This window comes from Holtiella tumoricola, from assembly GCF_027857615.1.
In the GTDB taxonomy this organism is placed as follows: domain Bacteria; phylum Bacillota; class Clostridia; order Lachnospirales; family Cellulosilyticaceae; genus Holtiella; species Holtiella tumoricola.
Genome location: NZ_JAQIFT010000074.1, coordinates 83881 through 102107 on the forward strand (window position 1 = coordinate 83881; position 18227 = coordinate 102107).

Sequence of the window (18227 nt, forward strand, 5' to 3'; positions counted from 1 at the left end):
GATTAGAGGAAATACATCATACATTTATAACATTTTCTTAAGGAACTTACCTGTGTAAGATTTCTCAACTTTTGCTACTTGCTCTGGTGTACCTGTTGCGACAATTTCGCCACCACGGCTACCACCTTCTGGTCCTAAGTCGATAATGTAATCTGCTGTTTTAATAACGTCTAAGTTATGTTCAATAACAACGACACTGTTTCCACCTTCTACAAGTCTATCTAAAATGCCTACTAATTTATGCACATCTGCAAAATGTAATCCTGTTGTTGGTTCATCTAAAATGTACATGGTTTTGCCTGTACTACGTTTGCTAAGTTCTGTAGCTAGTTTAACACGTTGTGCTTCCCCACCTGAAAGTGTTGTAGAAGATTGTCCAAGTCTTACATACCCAAGCCCTACATCATAAAGTGTTTGTAGCTTACGGCTAATAGCTGGGAAGTTCTCAAAGAATTTAAGTGCTTCTTCTACTGTCATTGCAAGTACGTCTGAAATGGTTTTATCTTTGTATTTAACTTCTAGGGTTTCTCTATTGTAACGTTTTCCTTTACATACTTCACAAGGCACATAGACATCTGGTAAGAAATGCATTTCTATTTTAAGCATTCCATCTCCACGACATGCTTCACAACGTCCACCTTTTACGTTAAAGCTGAAACGGCCTTTTTGATACCCTTTCATCTTAGCTTCTTGTGTACCTGCAAATACATCACGAATCATATCAAATACCCCAACGTAAGTTGCTGGATTAGAACGTGGTGTACGCCCAATTGGAGATTGATCAATATGGATAACCTTATCTAAGTTTTCTAATCCCTTAATATCTCTATGAGCTCCTGGTTTCACCTTTGCACGGTTAAGGTCACGAGCAAGGCGTTTTAAGAGAATCTCATTAATTAATGTACTTTTCCCTGAACCGGACACACCTGTAATACAAGTTAATGTACCAAGAGGAATCTCAACACTTAAATTCTTAAGGTTATTTTCTTTAGCACCCACAACTTTAATTTTATTACCGTTACCTTTTCTTCTTTGCCCTGGGATTTCTATTTGCTTACGTCCACTTAAATATGCTCCCGTTTCTGAACCCTCACAGGCTAAGATAGTGTCTAGTGGACCACTTGCAATAATCTCTCCCCCATGTTCTCCTGCTCCTGGTCCAATATCTACAATCCAGTCAGCCGCATGCATAGTATCTTCATCATGCTCTACAACAATAAGGGTATTACCTAAATCTCTAAGTCTTACTAATGTTTGAATAAGTCTTTCGTTATCACGTTGATGAAGTCCAATACTTGGTTCATCAAGAATATAAAGTACACCTACAAGCCCTGAACCAATTTGAGTTGCTAGACGAATACGTTGTGCCTCTCCACCTGATAAGGTCCCAGAAGAACGTGAGAGTGTAAGATAATCTAACCCTACATCCACTAAGAAGCCAAGTCTTGCATTAATCTCTTTTAATACTTGAGCCCCGATAGCCTTTTGTCTATTGCTAAGCTCTACATCTAAGAAGAAGTTTCTAAGATCTCCAATAGACATGTTAGTTACATCATTAATATTTTTATCACCTACTGTTACTGCAAGTGCCTCTGGCTTAAGTCTTGCACCTTTACAAGTCTTACAAGGAATACTTGTCATAAAACTTTCGTATTCATCACGCATACTTTCTGAAGAGCTTTCTTCATAACGACGCTTCGTATTACCCACTACACCATCAAAAGCATAATCATAGTTTCTTGTTCCATACTCTCCATGGAATGTGAATTGAACTTTTTCATCACCTGTTCCATATAGAATAATATTTTGAACCTTCTCTGATAACTGATTAAATGGTGTATCTAGATCAAATTTATATTTTTTCATTAAAGCTTCAAAAAGAGCATAAGCATAACTGTCTGGATTAGCAATAGAGCCCCATCCTATAACAGCAATCGCACCTTGTCTTAAACTAAGCTCTGGATTTGGGATAACCAGTTCTGGGTCTACTTCTAGCTTTTCTCCAAGGCCTGTACAAGTTGGACATGCTCCAAATGGGTTATTAAAAGAGAATAAACGTGGTTCAATCTCATCAATACTAATTTGGCAATCTGGACAAGAGAAGCTTTGGCTAAAATTAAGTTCTTCTTCACCATTAACTTCTGCAATCATAAGTCCACCTGATTGCTTCATAACTGTTTCAATAGAGTCCGTTAGGCGTTTTTCAATACCTGGCTTTATAACAAGACGGTCAACTACAATATCAATAGAATGCTTTTTGTTCTTATCTAAATCTAACTCTGCTTCCGTTAAGTCATAAACTTCACCATCAATACGTGCACGAATATAGCCTTGTTTCACAGCTGTTTCAAGAACCTTTTCATGGCGTCCTTTACGTCCTCTAACTACAGGTGCAAGTAACTGTACTTTTGTACGTTCTGGTAACTCCATCAGTTGGTCTACCATTTGGTCAATGGTTTGCTTTTTAATTTCTTTGCCACAGTTAGGACAATGTGGTACACCAACACGAGCAAAAAGTAATCTAAGGTAATCATAGATTTCTGTTACTGTCCCTACAGTTGAACGAGGATTCTTACTTGTTGTCTTTTGGTCGATAGAAATAGCTGGAGAAAGTCCAGAGATATAATCTACTTCTGGCTTTTCCATTTGTCCTAAGAATTGTCTTGCATAAGCCGATAAAGATTCTACATAACGTCTTTGACCTTCTGCATAAATCGTATCAAAGGCCAAAGAAGATTTTCCTGAACCACTTAGGCCGGTAAAAACAATAAGCTGGTCACGGTTAAGTTCAAGATCAATATTCTTTAAATTGTGCTCACACGCACCTTTTATCATAATCTTATTTTTCATTTTATCCCCTTCTTGCCTATCTTTTTAGAGTTATTATAGCATACTAGAAGGCAAAATCAAACATATGTTCGTTTGTAATATTAGTCAATTTAAAATATTACTTATCTAGATACAGAAAGCTGTTTAAGCTTAATTAGTGTATCTCTAAGCTCTGCCGCACGTTCAAATTGTAAGTCACGAGCAGCCTTTTTCATTTCCTTTTCTACTTTATCCATTGTTTTCTTAAGCTCTTCTGGATTCATAGATTCTGGATCTTTTTCTTTGAAGAATTCATCTTCTTTCTTCGTTGTTTTTGTTGCTACAATTAAGTCACGAATATCTTTCTTAATAGTCTGAGGTACAATACCATGTGCTTCGTTATAATCCATCTGGATTTGACGTCTTCTGTTGGTCTCCGAAAGAGCATTTTCCATAGACCTTGTTACCTTATCAGCGTACATAATAACATGGCCTTCTGCATTTCTTGCTGCACGTCCAATGGTCTGAATAAGAGCAGTCTCAGAACGTAAGAAGCCCTCTTTATCTGCATCTAAGATTGCTACAAGTGAAACTTCTGGTATATCCAACCCTTCACGTAATAAGTTAATCCCTACTAATACATCAAATACACCTAACCTTAAATCACGTACAATTTCTATACGTTCTAATGTATCAATGTCTGAGTGAAGATATTTTACTTTTACGCCCATTTCTTTTAAGTAGTCTGTTAAGTCTTCTGACATACGTTTTGTAAGAGTTGTTACTAATATTTTTTCCCCGTTTGTAGTCAGTTTATTAATTTCACCAAGTAAATCATCAATTTGTCCTTTTACAGGGCGTACATCAATAGGTGGATCAAGTAGTCCTGTTGGACGAATAAGCTGTTCTGCAATACTTAGTGAATGTTCTAATTCATACTGTGATGGTGTTGCTGAAACAAACATAATTTGATTTACTTTTTCTTCAAACTCATCAAATTTTAATGGTCTATTATCTAATGCAGATGGTAATCTAAACCCATAGTCTACTAAAACATTCTTACGTGCTTGGTCACCGTTATACATTCCACGAATTTGTGGGACTGTCATGTGAGATTCATCTATCATAATAAGATAGTCATCTGGGAAATAGTCAAGAAGTGTAAAAGGTGTACTCCCTTGTTCTCTCCCTGATAAATGCCTAGAGTAGTTTTCTACGCCAGAGCAATATCCCATTTCACGTAACATCTCTACATCAAAGTTTGTACGTTGACTTAAGCGTTGCATTTCTAATAATTTATCCTCATTTTTCAGTTCAGCAAGTCGTTCTTTAAGTTCTTCTTCTATGCCTTCAATAGCTAGTTCCATCTTATCTCTACTAATAGAATAATGAGATGCTGGGAAAATAGATACATGATCTCTATAGCCTAGTACTGCACCTGTTAAAGGATCAATTTCTGCTATACGATCAATTTCATCTCCAAAAAATTCTACACGAACGGCTTTCTCAGAAGCACCTGCTGGGATAATTTCCACCGTATCACCTCTTACTCTAAAGGTGGAACGTGCAAAGTCCATATCATTGCGATTGTACTGAATCTGCACAAGTTTTCTTAGGACATCATCTCTATCCATTTCTGTACCTGTACGCAGCGAAAGAACTTGATTTTCGTAATCAATCGGGTCACCTAACCCATATATACAGGATACACTGGCTACAATAATAACATCATTACGCTCTGATAAAGCTGCTGTAGCTGAGTGACGAAGCTTATCTATTTCTTCATTAACACTAGAATCTTTCTCAATATAAGTATCACTAGATGGCACATAAGCTTCTGGCTGGTAATAATCATAATAAGATACGAAGTACTCAACTGCATTATTAGGGAAGAATTCCTTAAACTCACTATAGAGCTGAGCTGCTAGTGTTTTATTATGTGCGATAATCAAAGTAGGTTTTTGAACCTTTTCTATAATATTAGCCATTGTAAAAGTTTTTCCTGAACCTGTAACACCTAAAAGTGTTTGGTATCGGTTACCCTTTTCAATGCTCTTTACTAATTTTTCAATAGCTTGTGGCTGGTCACCCATAGGTTGAAATGCCGATTCTATTTTAAAGGGCTTATTTTGTTCCATGCTTTTTCATTCCCTTCTATCTTAATTTTATTAACTAATAAAAGTATTGCTTCTACTTCTCTCTATCATACACTATGTACTAAAAAAGAAGAAGCTGTTGTACAAGATTTAACTCCCCATTTATCGTACACCAGTTCGACGTCTATATGCAACATATTCTCTCTACAAATATCTTAAGAAATAAGTTTTATTCTACCTTATATAAATATAAAGAGAGGCTGTTTATATTAACAGCCTCTCTTTATTAGAAATTTAATTCTACCTTAAACTATTTTTTACCACAACGATCGCAATTACCGCAATCTGTAACTTCATCATATGTTGAACTTGTTACATTATTTGATGCTTTATTAGTTACATTCCCGCAATTTGATCCACAGTTTGACCCACAATTTGATGCATTGTTATAGCTTGAATTTTTTGAGTTTTTCATAGTCTGTCTCCTCCTAAGATGTCATCTAAGCATAGTTAGTATATGATTTTACATTTACTTTATACTTACCTATTCTTTACAAAAACTACTACATTCTGTTTCACCACAACGACATGCACCATTTCCTACTACTTCAATACTATCTGCATGACATTTACAATTATCATTATGTGTACAGTTTGTAGCTTGGCAGTCTACTTCTGAATCTACAGCTGGCACACCACTACAGTTATGAGCTCCACTGTCTTCTGTAAAACTATTACAGCAAGTACCTTCTGTGTGCTCCGTATTATTTGATCCATCCACATTGATATTTCCTAAACAACAACATCTTTCTGCATTATATGCACAGTTTTCTACACCACAATTTAATTTTGGCATTTTAAAATCCTCCTTAGCGTAATTTAGGTTCAAATACACCTTTATTTTTACACCTTGGAGGATTTTTATACGATTAATTTATATCATTTAATTTTTAATAATTATTCCACATACTTTCTGGAATAAAACAAATCAATACTGGTGCTGAAGAACCATTCGGAAGCATATAAAGTAACTCTTTTTTCTTATCTGGCTGAACTGTCCCTATAGTTACAGCATTTTTACCACCATTTAAGTGACCACTTGGTGCAGCAAAGCTACGTCCATTCACCCAGCCGACTGCTCCTTTAAATATATTTCCTCTTGGATTTAATAAAATACCAGTATTTTCTTCTGTCGTAATTTGAATATGGTATTTAACACCATAGTTACCTTTATTTACTGCATCCTTACCTGTAAGCGCATCATATCCTGTAATAAGTTGTTCAATATCTCCTGAAGGTAATCCTAGCATAAGCTTATAAGGCTTACTCTTATCAATGTCTACTGTATAGTAACGATCAGCATTTGGGAATGTACCTCTTGTATGTACACCATCATGTGGTAAGTAAGTTAAACCTTCCATATGTTGAAATTCTGTTTTATCACCAACCATAGCAATTGTAATCTTCAAAGGACTTTGAGAATATAAATCTAACATTCCTGAAATAGTTTGTCCTGTGTACCAGCTTCTATTACCTGTATCATAAAGGTATCTTTTCTCACCTGGTTCTAATGTATATTGTTTTTCACGACCTTGCCCAAGTATATCTTGTGTTACTTGTTGCCCAAGATATAATACATCTGTAGAAGGCCCTTTATGACTTTCATTCATATTAATAACTTTTATAGGAAACTCATTAATATTTTCCATTATAATAACAAAGCGTTTTTTACTACCATCTGTTGATGCATTTTTATGATGATATAAAATACGACCTTCTCCTTCAAAAGTATCTTCATATAGAATGCCTTTTGTAGGAATAGATTCTGGTGAATTACTCATAAGAAGTGTTGCACCTGTATACGTGGCTCTTGTTGGTATAATAGCCTCAAAGTTTTGGAAATTAAAGTTATTATAGTTTTCTAGTATATCGCCCATACGACCTTCTGTAAAACGATACATCAATTCACTCTGCATCACTTTATCTGTTACTTTAACCTCTATACTATATGGTTTACTCCATTTCCCAAAGCTATCTTTAATTTCTAAAGTTACTTTATAAGTGCCTTCTGAGAAAAGTTTGTAAGGTTTATCTTCATGGATTTGGCTATCCTCTTGTCCCATATACTGATAGGTCCACTTTTCTTCTACAATTTCTTCCCATTCTTCATTTTCATAAGTATAATCTTTAAAGAGAATTGGTTCACCTTGGCTATAAGACTCTTTATCTGTTTTTAGCTCAGTAACAACAGGTGCTTGATTAGCAGTAATTTTTAGCTCATTGCTTGTCCATTCTCCCCATCTACCTACACTATCTTTTACACGTAAGCTAATGATATTGGTACCTACTTTTAAGTTAGGTTTTAACTCTTCAAAAGTTTTATATTCTTTAGAATCACCTTGTATTTTCCAAGACTTATCTGTTATTAAATGTCCATCTGGGTCCATACTCTTTTCAACAACATTGAAGTCTTCTCCCTCAATATAGCTCTCTGCTTCAAATCCAAAATCTGCTACTGGAGGATTATTAAGCCTTTCAATCTCTGTAAGTGGCATTTGTATCTTCATTGTTTTATTTGAAGCATTATATTGAATGCCTCCACCTATGGCTTCCATAAACCCTTTCATAGGCACCCATGTTTTGTTATCTTTTACAAGTACAGGAGCACTTAATGGATAGCTTATACCACTTGAAATCAGCTCTTGGTCATCTGCTTTAAAACTATAGATTTTCCCTTCGATATTTACTTCAGTGGTTTTACTCGTACTATTCCAAGTTAAGCTTGCTCCTGATATGTTATTTTTGATAAAGTCTGTTGATATGTAATATGTATTATTAAAGTTACGCACTGTTTTATCAGTACTCAAATTAATTGAGATTTCTTTTACAAGTTCATTGTAACTATTTTGTACGTACTCTATATGTTGCTCACCAAAAGTAGGCATAGTGAGTGCAAATGCACAAACTACAATACTCATTAGTAAATTTTTAGCTTTCATTAGTAGTCTCCCTCTTGTCTAAATTTGTCTGTTTATAACTAGTTTATCATACTTTTTCTTTACCTAAGTAATTTTGAAATAATTGTATTTAAAATGTAATATTATCCAATCAAAAGCATTCCTAAGATAATACCTATAATAGTTGCTACGGTTGTCATACGACCATTCCATATTTTACGTGATTCTGGGATAAGTTCTTCACATACAATATAGAGGATAATTCCAGCAGCTAATCCTAACACTACTGTTATAAAGTCACTTGCTACTTGACTCATTACATATCCAATACCTGCTCCTACTGCCATAATTCCCCCTAAAACTAGTGGGATACAGCCTACTACCTTCCCCGAAGTCTTTCCTGCTTTTAGTGGAATAGCTATGGCAATAGCTTCTGGTATACTATGTATACACATTACAAAAGCAAATTGCATAATTGTTTCAGGCGAAGTCGCTCCTAATGTTCCTAGTGCAATACCTTCTGGTATATTATGAATTGCAATCCCTAATATCAGCATTAGTCCAGTATGTGCTGTTTTATTTTGCTTGCCCCCTATACCATTTCCTAATAAATCAGTCAGATCCTCTAGGAACAATCCTATTAGAATGCCTATGGCTACACCTATAATCATAAGTGTGGTTTCCCCTGACTTAGTAGCATGAGGTAATACATCAAAACAAATCATAGCAATCATAATACCTGATGTTGTTCCAAATAGCATTCCTATTAAACGCTTACTTTTGATATCGAATAGATAATAGAGAACAATTCCTATTAAAACACCTGAACCTTCAGCTAATAATGCTAATAAGATCATACTCCCAATATTCATCTTGTCCACCTCCTCTTATATATTATGGAGGTGCACACACTATTTAGAACCAGTTATAACATAATGCTACCTATCTTTTTCTAGCCCATAAAAAATATCCTCTCAGACTAGTCATACTAGTCTAAGAGGATATTTTTTATTTACTCTATTAGTTCATTGCATTGAAATTTTCTACGATTTGCTCTGCTGATTCACTTACTACAAATAATACTTTATTGCCTTTTATAGCTGTTTTGTAGTTTTGAACAAGCTCATATTGATCTGGTAAGTATGTTTTCCATTGTTCTGCTAAACCTTGTTGTCTTTTTTCAATTCCTGCCATAACTGCATCTACATCTGCTTCGTCATTTAATTCGAAGATAGCAATTTCTGTTGCATGTACCATCATCATTGGCATTGATACGTAGTAATCTTTAAGTAAGCTTGTATCAATCCCATAAGTATCTTTCAACATATCTTCTGTCATTGGCATTGAGCCTGGAAGTTCAATACCTTCTGTAATTTTTGTTACATCTGCTGCTAAAGCTGATTGTTCTTCCTGTCCTTCACCTGGTACTTCTTCTGGTGTTACCTCTGGTGTCACTTCTGGTGCTACAACCTCTGGTGGTGTTACTGGTTGTTCTGGTGTACTGCTACATCCTACAAGTGCGCCTCCGATTGCTAAAGTCATCATCATTGCCATTAATTTTTTATTTATTTTCATTTTGAATTCTCCTCGTTATACAGTTTAATTGTTTTATATGTATTCTTAGACGGGGTATGTTCCAAGAAAGTTCCCATTTTAAACTTGTTATTTTTTTACAACTTAAGCTTTTATCTTTTATAAATACTTTTTCTCTAGTTATTCCATACTAATTAAGAAATTTAAAGTGAGGTGATACTAAATGGATGAAGCTATTAAAAAGAATATTCCACAACAAGGTTCTCAAAAAAGTAGAAAACATAGTGGCCTAGAAAATGACCCAGGCACACAAACAACTGCTTTTAAGAAACATTGGAACAAAAATCCAGAAAATAATCATTAATATTATCATATCCTTGTTACATTTAAAATTTAGTATTAGGTATATAAAAAAGAGACATAGGGTCATACCCTATGTCTCTTTTTTATATACCTAAGCAGCTGGTTTTAATTCTACTTGTTCTACTTCTGAAGTAATAGGTACAATTCTACCATTTACTTCAATACCTTCTACACCTTTTGTACTAAGGTATTCAATAACTAATTCATCAAGTGCAGAAAATTCACCCAATGATTTATTACCTTTAAACATTACATAGCCATCTCCACCTGCTGCAATAAAGTCATTAGTTGCTAATTTATAAGTTTTATTTAAATCAATTGGTTTTTCATCTACTAATACTTCTACTATACGGTTACCTACAGGTTGTGCTGGGTCAAACTTATAGCTCATACCTGCCACATGTGAGAAAGCACCATTAGCTTCTGGATATTTTGCTGCTCCCACTTCTAGGGCATCTTTAATTTCTTGTCCTGTTGCTTCAATCATTACTCCATAGTTTCCAAATGGAAGTACTGTAATAACTTCTTTCTTTGTAATATCTCCTACATCTATAGATGCACGGATACCACCACCATTAGTAAGAGCTACATCTGCTCCTGTTGCTTCAATAAGTGCATTTGTAATAAGATTTCCTAAGTTTGTTTCACCTTTTCTTACAAATTCACGTTCTCCTTGAAGCGCAACTGGTGTTGTGCCTACTACTTCTTCTGTTACTACATCAAAATTAGCCTTAAGCTCTTTGATTAAGTCTGATACAGCTTTATCTGCTGTTAAGCCAGCTGCATCTGCTTTTGTAATATGCATCGGAGCCATATCAAATGTTCCATCTTTCTTAAAGAGAATATTTACTTGCCCTAAATTCTTAGTATATTCTCCTGTTTGAACAATTAATGTGTCATTAACGATCTTACCTTGTGGCAAGGTTGTATGGCTATGTCCATCTACAATAAGGTCAATGCCTTTTACGTTTCCTGCTACTTTTTCACTTGTAATAGAACTATTACTGTCTAATCCTAAATGGCATAATGCAACAATAAAGTCTGCTTTTCCTTCTAATTCTTTAACCATCTTCTGGGCAGCTTTACTTGGATCTTCAAATGTAAGTCCTTCTACATTTTTTGGATGTGTCATAATTGTTGTATCTGGTGTTTCAAGCCCAAATATAGCTACTTTCTTACCTGCTACTTCTTTAATGATGTAAGGAGTTAAAATATCATCATTTCCTTTAGTTACATTCGCACTAAGGACTGGGAACTCTAACATCTTATCAAGTTCAATAAGTCTTTCATAACCATAGTTAAAATCATGATTACCTGCTACCATAGCATCATATCCTAATGCATTCATTACCTTTGTCATTGCTTCGCCCTTTGTTGTCGTGATAAGTGGCAAACCATGAAGTGTATCTCCACCATCTAAAAGAAGCACATGATCTTTTCCGTATCTTGTTCTTAATTGATTTACTTTGTCTGCTACTTTAGCAAATCCCATTCCATCACTTGATGTTTCTTCAATTCTTGTATGACTATCATTTGTATGAATGACTGTCATAAAGTCTGTATAGGTTGGATGTAATCCTGCTTGAATAAGGTCTAATTCTGTTACAGCTCCAACATTTACTGTTCTACCATCAGCTGATGTTGGAAGTACAATTGTACCATTGTTAATAGCTTCTACTGCTATTTTTCTAAGTTCCAGATTCCATTCATTCCCTACTATTTTCCAATTATTATCTGCTACTGGAGTAATTGTACCTTCTTTTTCAATATACTCTTTAATGTAAGTTCTAAGTGCTTTTGGATCTGATGTGAAATAAGGTGTTCCACTAATAATCTTTTCACCACTTGGCCCAATTCCACTATAACGATAGTCATTAATCGCTAATTTAAGTACTATATCATCTGCTAAAGGTTCCCCTTTATACATAACATCTTTAATACGGCTACCAACTGGCTCACTAATATCTACTGTATAATCTACACCTTGGAACATATCATAAGCGTACACACGAATATTAGGATTAAAGCTGATTGTTAAATCGCCTGGTTTAAATGTGTTGTAATAAGATACAGACCATTCCATATAATTTTTAAGTTCTTTACCTGTTACTTCAATACCTACTAATGTATTTGCATATTGATAAATATCAAATACATTAGCAAAGTTTAATTCACCTTTTGGTAGGTTTGCTGATGGTTTAAATAATGCTGCTGCTGCAACATCAGCTCCTGTTGCTTCTAATTGAACATTATTGATAAGGTCAATGAGACCTGTATCTTTAATTTGAGCTTCTGGAATACCTTTTACTTCGGAAGCTGGATGGAAGTCTTCTGTTGCCACCCCAATAGTATTTTCTAAAAATGCTTTTGTTTCTTTATCATAAGGTGCCGCTACTTTTGTTGCACCTTCGTCAGCTGTATAATCTGCAAGTTTCAAAATAGTTGTTTGCTTATCTGTAACTTTCTTTGTATCTTTATTGATTGTTAAGTCAAAACGAACAACTTCTCTGTCTTTATAAGGTGCTGCTACAAGCACACCATTAATATTTTCATTGACTGTGATATGGTCATGCCCAACTAAGAAAGCATCTATCTCTGGACATCTTTCTGCCACTAATCTTGCAGCATCTCCTCCATCTTGTTCATGTCTTGAATCAAGACCAGCATGAGCTGTAGCAATAATAACATCTACTTGTTCTTTCTCTTTTAAAATCTTAACATATTTTTGGGCTTCATCAGCCATATGCTTAAACTCTAAGTCCTTAACACCTTCCTTATTTGCATCCCATGATGGAACTGAAGGTACAGTAAGCCCAAGTACACCAACTTTTACACCGTCAAATTCTTTTACTATGTATGGTGTAGCAAAGTTTTCTCCTGTAGCTTTCTTATAAATATTAGCTGAAAGAATAGGGAATTTAGCTTCTTTTTTAAGTTTTTCAATCATAGGAACACCAAAATTAAATTCATGGTTTCCTAGTGTCATGCTATCATATCCAATGTAGTTCATCATATCCATTACTGGATTAGGCTTAGATAAATCTGTATTGTATAAGTCATCTGTCATAATGGTTCCTTGAATTGTATCACCATTATCAATTACTAATGTATTAGGATTCTCCGTGCGTGTTTGTTTAACCAATGTTGCAGTTCTAGCAAATCCACTATTTTCATAGTCTTTTGCTGCTTCGTACACATAACTTGTCAAATTACCATGCATGTCACTTGTGCCCAAAATCGTAAGCTTAACTTCTGTACTGCCAGGTGTTGCTGCTTTTACATAAGTTGGTATAATCATTGCAAAAGCCATGACTAAAGATAGTAAAAAGCTCAAACCTTTCCTTGTACTTTTTTTCATTTTGTAACCCCCTATATTTTGGTAATTTTAGTCCTACAGTATATGTATATTACTATTTAGGACTATCATTCATAATAATTGTAACATATTTAACATTTTAATCAAAATATATTATAATTTTCTTTAAATTTATTTCACATTAACTTAATATTTATCTTCATTCTAATTTTTATCTTTGATTAAGTTATTTACATAAAAAAAGCTGCTGCACTAAGTGCAACAGCTTTTTTATATTATTATTCGTTTGTTACGAGTTTAAGTTTTTCTGTTTGATCCACAGTTGTAAGTGTATCAACAATTTCTTCTAAGTCACCATCAAGGATAGTATCTAATCTGTGTAATGTAAGACCTACACGGTGATCTGTTACTCGCCCTTGTGGGAAGTTATAAGTACGGATACGTTCACTACGGTCACCTGTACCTACTTGGCTTTTCTTTTCTGCTGCCATTTCTGCATGTTGCTTAGCTTGTTCCATATCATAGAGTCTAGCACGTAATACTTTAAGTGCTTTTTCTTTATTTTTAAGCTGTGATTTTTCATCTTGGCAAGATACAACAAGACCTGTTGGAACGTGTGTTGCACGTACAGCAGAGTCTGTTGTATTTACACACTGACCACCATTACCAGATGCTCTAAATACGTCAATACGTACATCATTCATGTTAAGTTCTACATCTACCTCTTCTGCCTCTGGTAAGATTGCTACTGTAACTGTTGATGTATGGATACGTCCACCTGACTCTGTTGATGGGATACGTTGCACACGATGTACGCCACTTTCATACTTAAGTTTAGAATATACACCTTGCCCTTTAATCATAAAGATAACTTCTTTGAATCCACCGATACCACTTTCGTTAACTTCCATAAGCTCTGTTTTCCATTTTTGACGTTCTGCATAACGATTGTACATACGGTAAAGGTCAGCTGCAAATAATGCTGCTTCATCTCCACCTGCACCACCACGAATCTCTACGATAACGTTTTTCTCGTCATTAGGGTCCTTTGGAAGAAGTAAAAGTTTGATTTCATTTTCCAGTGGTTCAACACGTTTTTTGTTTTCTGAAAGCTCTTCTTTTACAAGTTCTCTAAAATCATCGTCTAACTTGTCTTCAAGCATCATTAATGCATCTTCAATTGCTGCTAACGTATCTTTATACTCTTTATATTTTTCCACAATAGGTCTTAAATCACTGTGTTCTTTCATCAGTTTTTGCCATCTGTCTTGGTCTGCAATAACCATTGGATCGCTGATCATTTCACCTATGTCTTCAAATTTTTGTACCAGATCTTCTAACTGATCAAACATTCATTCACCTCATTAAAAAAATTATATTTTAGTACCAATAACAACACGATCACGATGTGCTAAGTCTTGGATTAATTGAACATCTTTAAAGCCTTCTTGTTCTAAAATAGCACATACATCTTTTCCTTGTAAATAACCTATTTCATAAGCTAATAATCCATTAGGTTTTAAATACTTTTTACCCTCTTTTGTAATTTCACGATAGAACCTTAGCCCATCCCCTTCATCAGTTAAGGCTTTACGTGGTTCAAATTCTTTTACCTCTTGCATTAGCCCCTTACATTCTTCAAAAGTAATATACGGTGGATTGGAAACGATTAAATCTAAACTCTCTTCTTCTCCATCATAATCTGCAAACACATCACTTTTCAAGAGGGTAATACGTTCTTGTAAATTATGTTTTTTAATATTTTTATCTGCTACATCTAAGGCATTCTGACAAATATCTATTCCTTCTAATATAAGTCCATCTATATAATGTGCTAAAGAAACACTAATACACCCAGACCCTACACCTACTTCAACTGCTTTTGCTAACTTATGTGTTTTGCTATAGTTTATGATAGCCTCAATAAGACTTTCTGTGTCTTGTCTCGGGATAAGTACGCGTTCATCTACATAAAACTCTAATCCCATAAATTCTTGATTATTTGTAATATACTGAAGAGGTGTACCACCAGCACGTCTTGCTATCATATACATAAAAGATTCTTTTAAATGCTCTGTCATTCGTTCATTCCCATGTAGCAAAAGTTCACTCATATTGCAGTGTAATACATGAAGAGCAAGTAATCTTGCATCGATTGTTGCATCAGGTTTATTATAGCTCATAAGTACGTCTCTACCTAATGCTATCATCTGATTAACAGTTGCATCTTTTAGTTGTTCCCTCGCTATGTTCATTATCTAAAACTCCTTTTACTGCAGCAATCGCTACTTCTATTTGTTTATCATCTGGTTCAAGAGTTGTAAATGATTTTTGAAGCCACATACCTGGTTTACTTAGAAGAATAGCAAGCTTATTACTATCTGCTTTTCTAGCCCATCTAATAAATTCATATGAAATACCAGCTACAACTGGTACCATTACAATACGTACTACCATACGTAACCAGACACTCTCTGTTGTAAATAAACTAAATACTAGAATACTTACAATCATAACAACAAATAAGAAGCTTGTCCCACAGCTTTTATGAAGTCTAGAGCACTTTCTAACATTCTCTACAGTAAGTTCTTGCTCTTTTTCTAGACAGTTAATTGTCTTATGTTCAGCTCCATGATATTGAAATGTACGCTGAATATCTTTCAAGCAAGTTACTAATTTCATATATCCTAAGAAGATGGCAATTCTAAATGCACCTTCTACTAAATTGAGCACAAATGAGGACTCTATGAAGCCTTTAAATAAGGTACTCATAAGCATTGGTAAAATCATAAAGATTCCAATTGCAAGGACAAAGGAAATACACATGGTCACACCAATTAAAAACTTCTCTGCCTTATCGCCTAACTTTTCCATAAGCCATTTTTCAAACTTACTTTCTTCTAGCTCTTCATCATCGCCAAAGACTTCCGCAGAATAACTCAAAGTTTTGACACCAAGTGTAAGGGACTCTACAAAGACTGCGATACCTCTTAATATAGGCCATCTAAGTATTTTATATTTGTCTAAAATACTCTTTGTATCTTGTACATCAACTACAATCTCTTCATCTGGTTTTCTAACAGCGACAGCGTAGATTTTTCTACCCTTCATCATAACGCCTTCAATAACTGCTTGGCCACCAATGTCTGTTCTTGCCATTATTGCACCTCCTCATTTTAAGAAACTATAAAATCTAAAGTTCAGATAAAATCAAAGTACCATCTGAACTAAGACCTCTATTTATATTAAATTATACAACATAAAAGTAAAGCTTTCGTGTCGAATAAAAAAAAAGAGTTGAGACCATCCTCTCAACCCCTCTCGTTTACGATTATTAAACGTTGTATTTTTTGTTGAATTTATCAATTCTACCTTTAGCTTGTGCAGCTCTTTGTTTACCAGTGTAGAAAGGATGACAATTAGAGCAAACTTCTACGCGAATATCTGATTTAGTTGAACGTGTTTTAATTGTGTTACCACAGTTACATACAACTTCAAGTTCTTCGTATTTTGGTTGGATTTCTTTATTCATGCTATTCACCTCTTTCATGTTTCTTTCTATGTTAATTCAAACGTTAACAATACTATTATGACAACGTTAGTATTATATCATGCTTATTTTCAAATTGCAAGGACAAATCCTATGGGTTTTGCTTCATTTTTTCAACAAAAAATGTGTTTGTTGGATATTTAAGCATTTTACTGATAAGCCCCTCTGTAACTTCTGCCGAACTTCCACGAGACATCTCTCTTCTGATGTTATATGCTACATTTGCTTCATCTGGTGTTAAAAGTAAATCATCCCTTCTAGTACCTGACTTGTAGATATCAATAGCAGGGAAAATTCTACGTTCTGAAAGAGATCTATCTAAAACAAGTTCCATGTTACCCGTTCCCTTAAACTCTTCAAAAATAACTTCATCCATTTTACTGCCTGTTTCTACAAGAGCAGTTCCCAAAATAGTTAAACTTCCACCATTTTCTATCTTTCTTGCAGCACCGAAAAACTTCTTCGGCATATGCAGTGCAGCTGGATCAAGCCCTCCTGATAAAGTACGTCCACTTGGTGGAATTGTCAAGTTATAGGCCCTTGCCATTCTTGTAATACTATCTAGTAAAATAACAAGGTCTTTCCCTTGTTCAACCATACGTTTTGCACGTTCAAGTACCATCTCAACAACTTGTTTATGATGCTCTGGTGGTTCATCAAATGTTGATGCGACAACTTGTACGTCTTGTCCCTCTATACTTCTTCTAATATCTGTTACCTCTTCTGGCCTTTCATCTATAAGAAGAACGATCAGGGATACATCTTTATGATTATGTGTAATCGCATTAGCAATATGCTTTAAGAGAACAGTTTTACCTGCTTTAGGTGGTGCTACAATAAGCCCCCTTTGCCCTTTTCCAATAGGTGCAATTAAGTCTATGATTCTAGTTGATAATACACTTTCATCATATTCTAAAGAAAGTCTTTGCTTTGGAAATACCGGTGTGAGTGTTTCAAAGTTCGGTCTATACTTAGCCTTTTCTGGACGATCACCATTGACTTTATGAACATATAAAAGTGCTCCGGCCTTCTCTCCTTCTTTAGGCTTACGCATATCCCCCTCTATCCAATCTCCCGTCTTTAAATTAAATCTGCGAATTTGTGAAATAGATAAGTAAATGTCATTTTCACCACGCATAAAATTACGCGCACGTAAAAAGCCATATCCATCAGGCATAATTTCTAAAATCCCTGCACCTGTCATACGGTCTGTACGACTTAATTGTGTTGGCTCTTCTACTTCTTCTTCATCAATTTCTGCTTCTTCAACATTTTCTTCATAGGTTGAAGCATTACTTACTTTCATTTCTACACTTGAATTACTTTGAACTACTTGTTGTTCTTGAACAGAGTCAGATTGGTTAATTAAAGATGGGGCAACTTGATTAGAATTGTTAGACATAAGAAGATCAATAATTTCAGCCTTTTTAAGCTTACTTATATTCTTGTGACCTTTTTCTTTTGCAAGTTCTCTTAACTGAGCTAATGTCATGTTTTGAATTGTATCCATTCAATACTAGCTCCTTTATTTTCTATTATTTTTATTTAGTGTAGCATATTTAAGCCCGCATTTACAAGGTCATTTTTTACCTATTACTCACATT

Annotated in this window: 14 protein-coding genes; 1 reads left to right on the forward strand and 13 read right to left on the reverse strand. The window is 34.7% G+C overall.

The window, feature by feature from the left end:
* Positions 1-24 precede the first annotated feature (24 nt).
* The 7 genes from uvrA to PBV87_RS22375 all read right to left on the reverse strand — a co-directional run bounded on the left by uvrA (position 25) and on the right by PBV87_RS22375 (position 9436).
* Entirely contained in the window at positions 25-2850 is a 2826-nt protein-coding gene (gene uvrA / locus PBV87_RS22345; RefSeq protein ID WP_271013802.1) for an excinuclease ABC subunit UvrA, read from the reverse strand.
* Positions 2851-2951: 101 nt separating this feature from the next.
* Positions 2952-4946 (reverse strand): excinuclease ABC subunit UvrB, encoded by a 1995-nt coding sequence (gene uvrB / locus PBV87_RS22350; RefSeq protein ID WP_271013803.1) that lies wholly within the window; start codon positions 4944-4946, stop codon positions 2952-2954.
* Positions 4947-5214: 268 nt separating this feature from the next.
* On the reverse strand, positions 5215-5379 hold the full coding sequence (locus tag PBV87_RS22355) for a hypothetical protein (RefSeq protein WP_154668754.1): 165 nt from the start codon (positions 5377-5379) through the stop codon (positions 5215-5217).
* Positions 5380-5448: 69 nt separating this feature from the next.
* Positions 5449-5760, reverse strand: coding sequence for a DUF1540 domain-containing protein (locus PBV87_RS22360; RefSeq protein ID WP_053982707.1), 312 nt, complete (start codon positions 5758-5760; stop codon positions 5449-5451).
* 94 nt (positions 5761-5854) lie between these two features.
* A complete protein-coding gene (locus PBV87_RS22365) occupies positions 5855-7903 on the reverse strand; it encodes a copper amine oxidase N-terminal domain-containing protein (RefSeq protein ID WP_271013804.1) in 2049 nt (682 codons plus the stop codon).
* A gap of 101 nt (positions 7904-8004) precedes the next feature.
* Positions 8005-8733, reverse strand: coding sequence for a ZIP family metal transporter (locus PBV87_RS22370; protein ID WP_053982709.1), 729 nt, complete (start codon positions 8731-8733; stop codon positions 8005-8007).
* Positions 8734-8881: 148 nt separating this feature from the next.
* Entirely contained in the window at positions 8882-9436 is a 555-nt protein-coding gene (locus tag PBV87_RS22375; protein WP_053982710.1) for a DUF4358 domain-containing protein, read from the reverse strand.
* Positions 9437-9617: 181 nt separating this feature from the next.
* Between PBV87_RS22375 and PBV87_RS22380 the strand changes: the two genes are divergently transcribed.
* Positions 9618-9758 carry a hypothetical protein gene (locus PBV87_RS22380; RefSeq protein ID WP_154668755.1) on the forward strand — a complete coding sequence of 47 codons (141 nt, stop codon included), beginning with the start codon at positions 9618-9620 and terminating at the stop codon, positions 9756-9758.
* A 90-nt stretch (positions 9759-9848) separates the two neighbouring features.
* Here the strand turns inward: PBV87_RS22380 and PBV87_RS22385 are convergent, their stop codons facing one another.
* From PBV87_RS22385 to rho, 6 genes are all read right to left on the reverse strand, one after another.
* Positions 9849-13115: a 5'-nucleotidase C-terminal domain-containing protein gene (locus tag PBV87_RS22385; RefSeq protein WP_271013805.1), complete on the reverse strand. Its 3267-nt coding sequence runs from the start codon at positions 13113-13115 to the stop codon at positions 9849-9851.
* 236 nt (positions 13116-13351) lie between these two features.
* Positions 13352-14425, reverse strand: coding sequence for a peptide chain release factor 1 (gene prfA / locus PBV87_RS22390; protein ID WP_053982712.1), 1074 nt, complete (start codon positions 14423-14425; stop codon positions 13352-13354).
* Positions 14426-14446: 21 nt separating this feature from the next.
* The gene (gene prmC, locus PBV87_RS22395; RefSeq protein WP_053982713.1) at positions 14447-15328 is read right to left on the reverse strand and encodes a peptide chain release factor N(5)-glutamine methyltransferase; all 882 of its coding nucleotides are present in this window, start codon (positions 15326-15328) and stop codon (positions 14447-14449) included.
* Entirely contained in the window at positions 15288-16232 is a 945-nt protein-coding gene (locus tag PBV87_RS22400) for a DUF1385 domain-containing protein (RefSeq protein ID WP_053982714.1), read from the reverse strand. Before PBV87_RS22400 ends, prmC begins: the two co-directional genes overlap by 41 nt.
* Positions 16233-16407: 175 nt before the next feature.
* Positions 16408-16605: a 50S ribosomal protein L31 gene (gene rpmE, locus PBV87_RS22405; RefSeq protein ID WP_053982715.1), complete on the reverse strand. Its 198-nt coding sequence runs from the start codon at positions 16603-16605 to the stop codon at positions 16408-16410.
* Positions 16606-16714: 109 nt separating this feature from the next.
* On the reverse strand, positions 16715-18133 hold the full coding sequence (gene rho, locus PBV87_RS22410; RefSeq protein ID WP_053982716.1) for a transcription termination factor Rho: 1419 nt from the start codon (positions 18131-18133) through the stop codon (positions 16715-16717).
* Positions 18134-18227 lie beyond the last annotated feature (94 nt).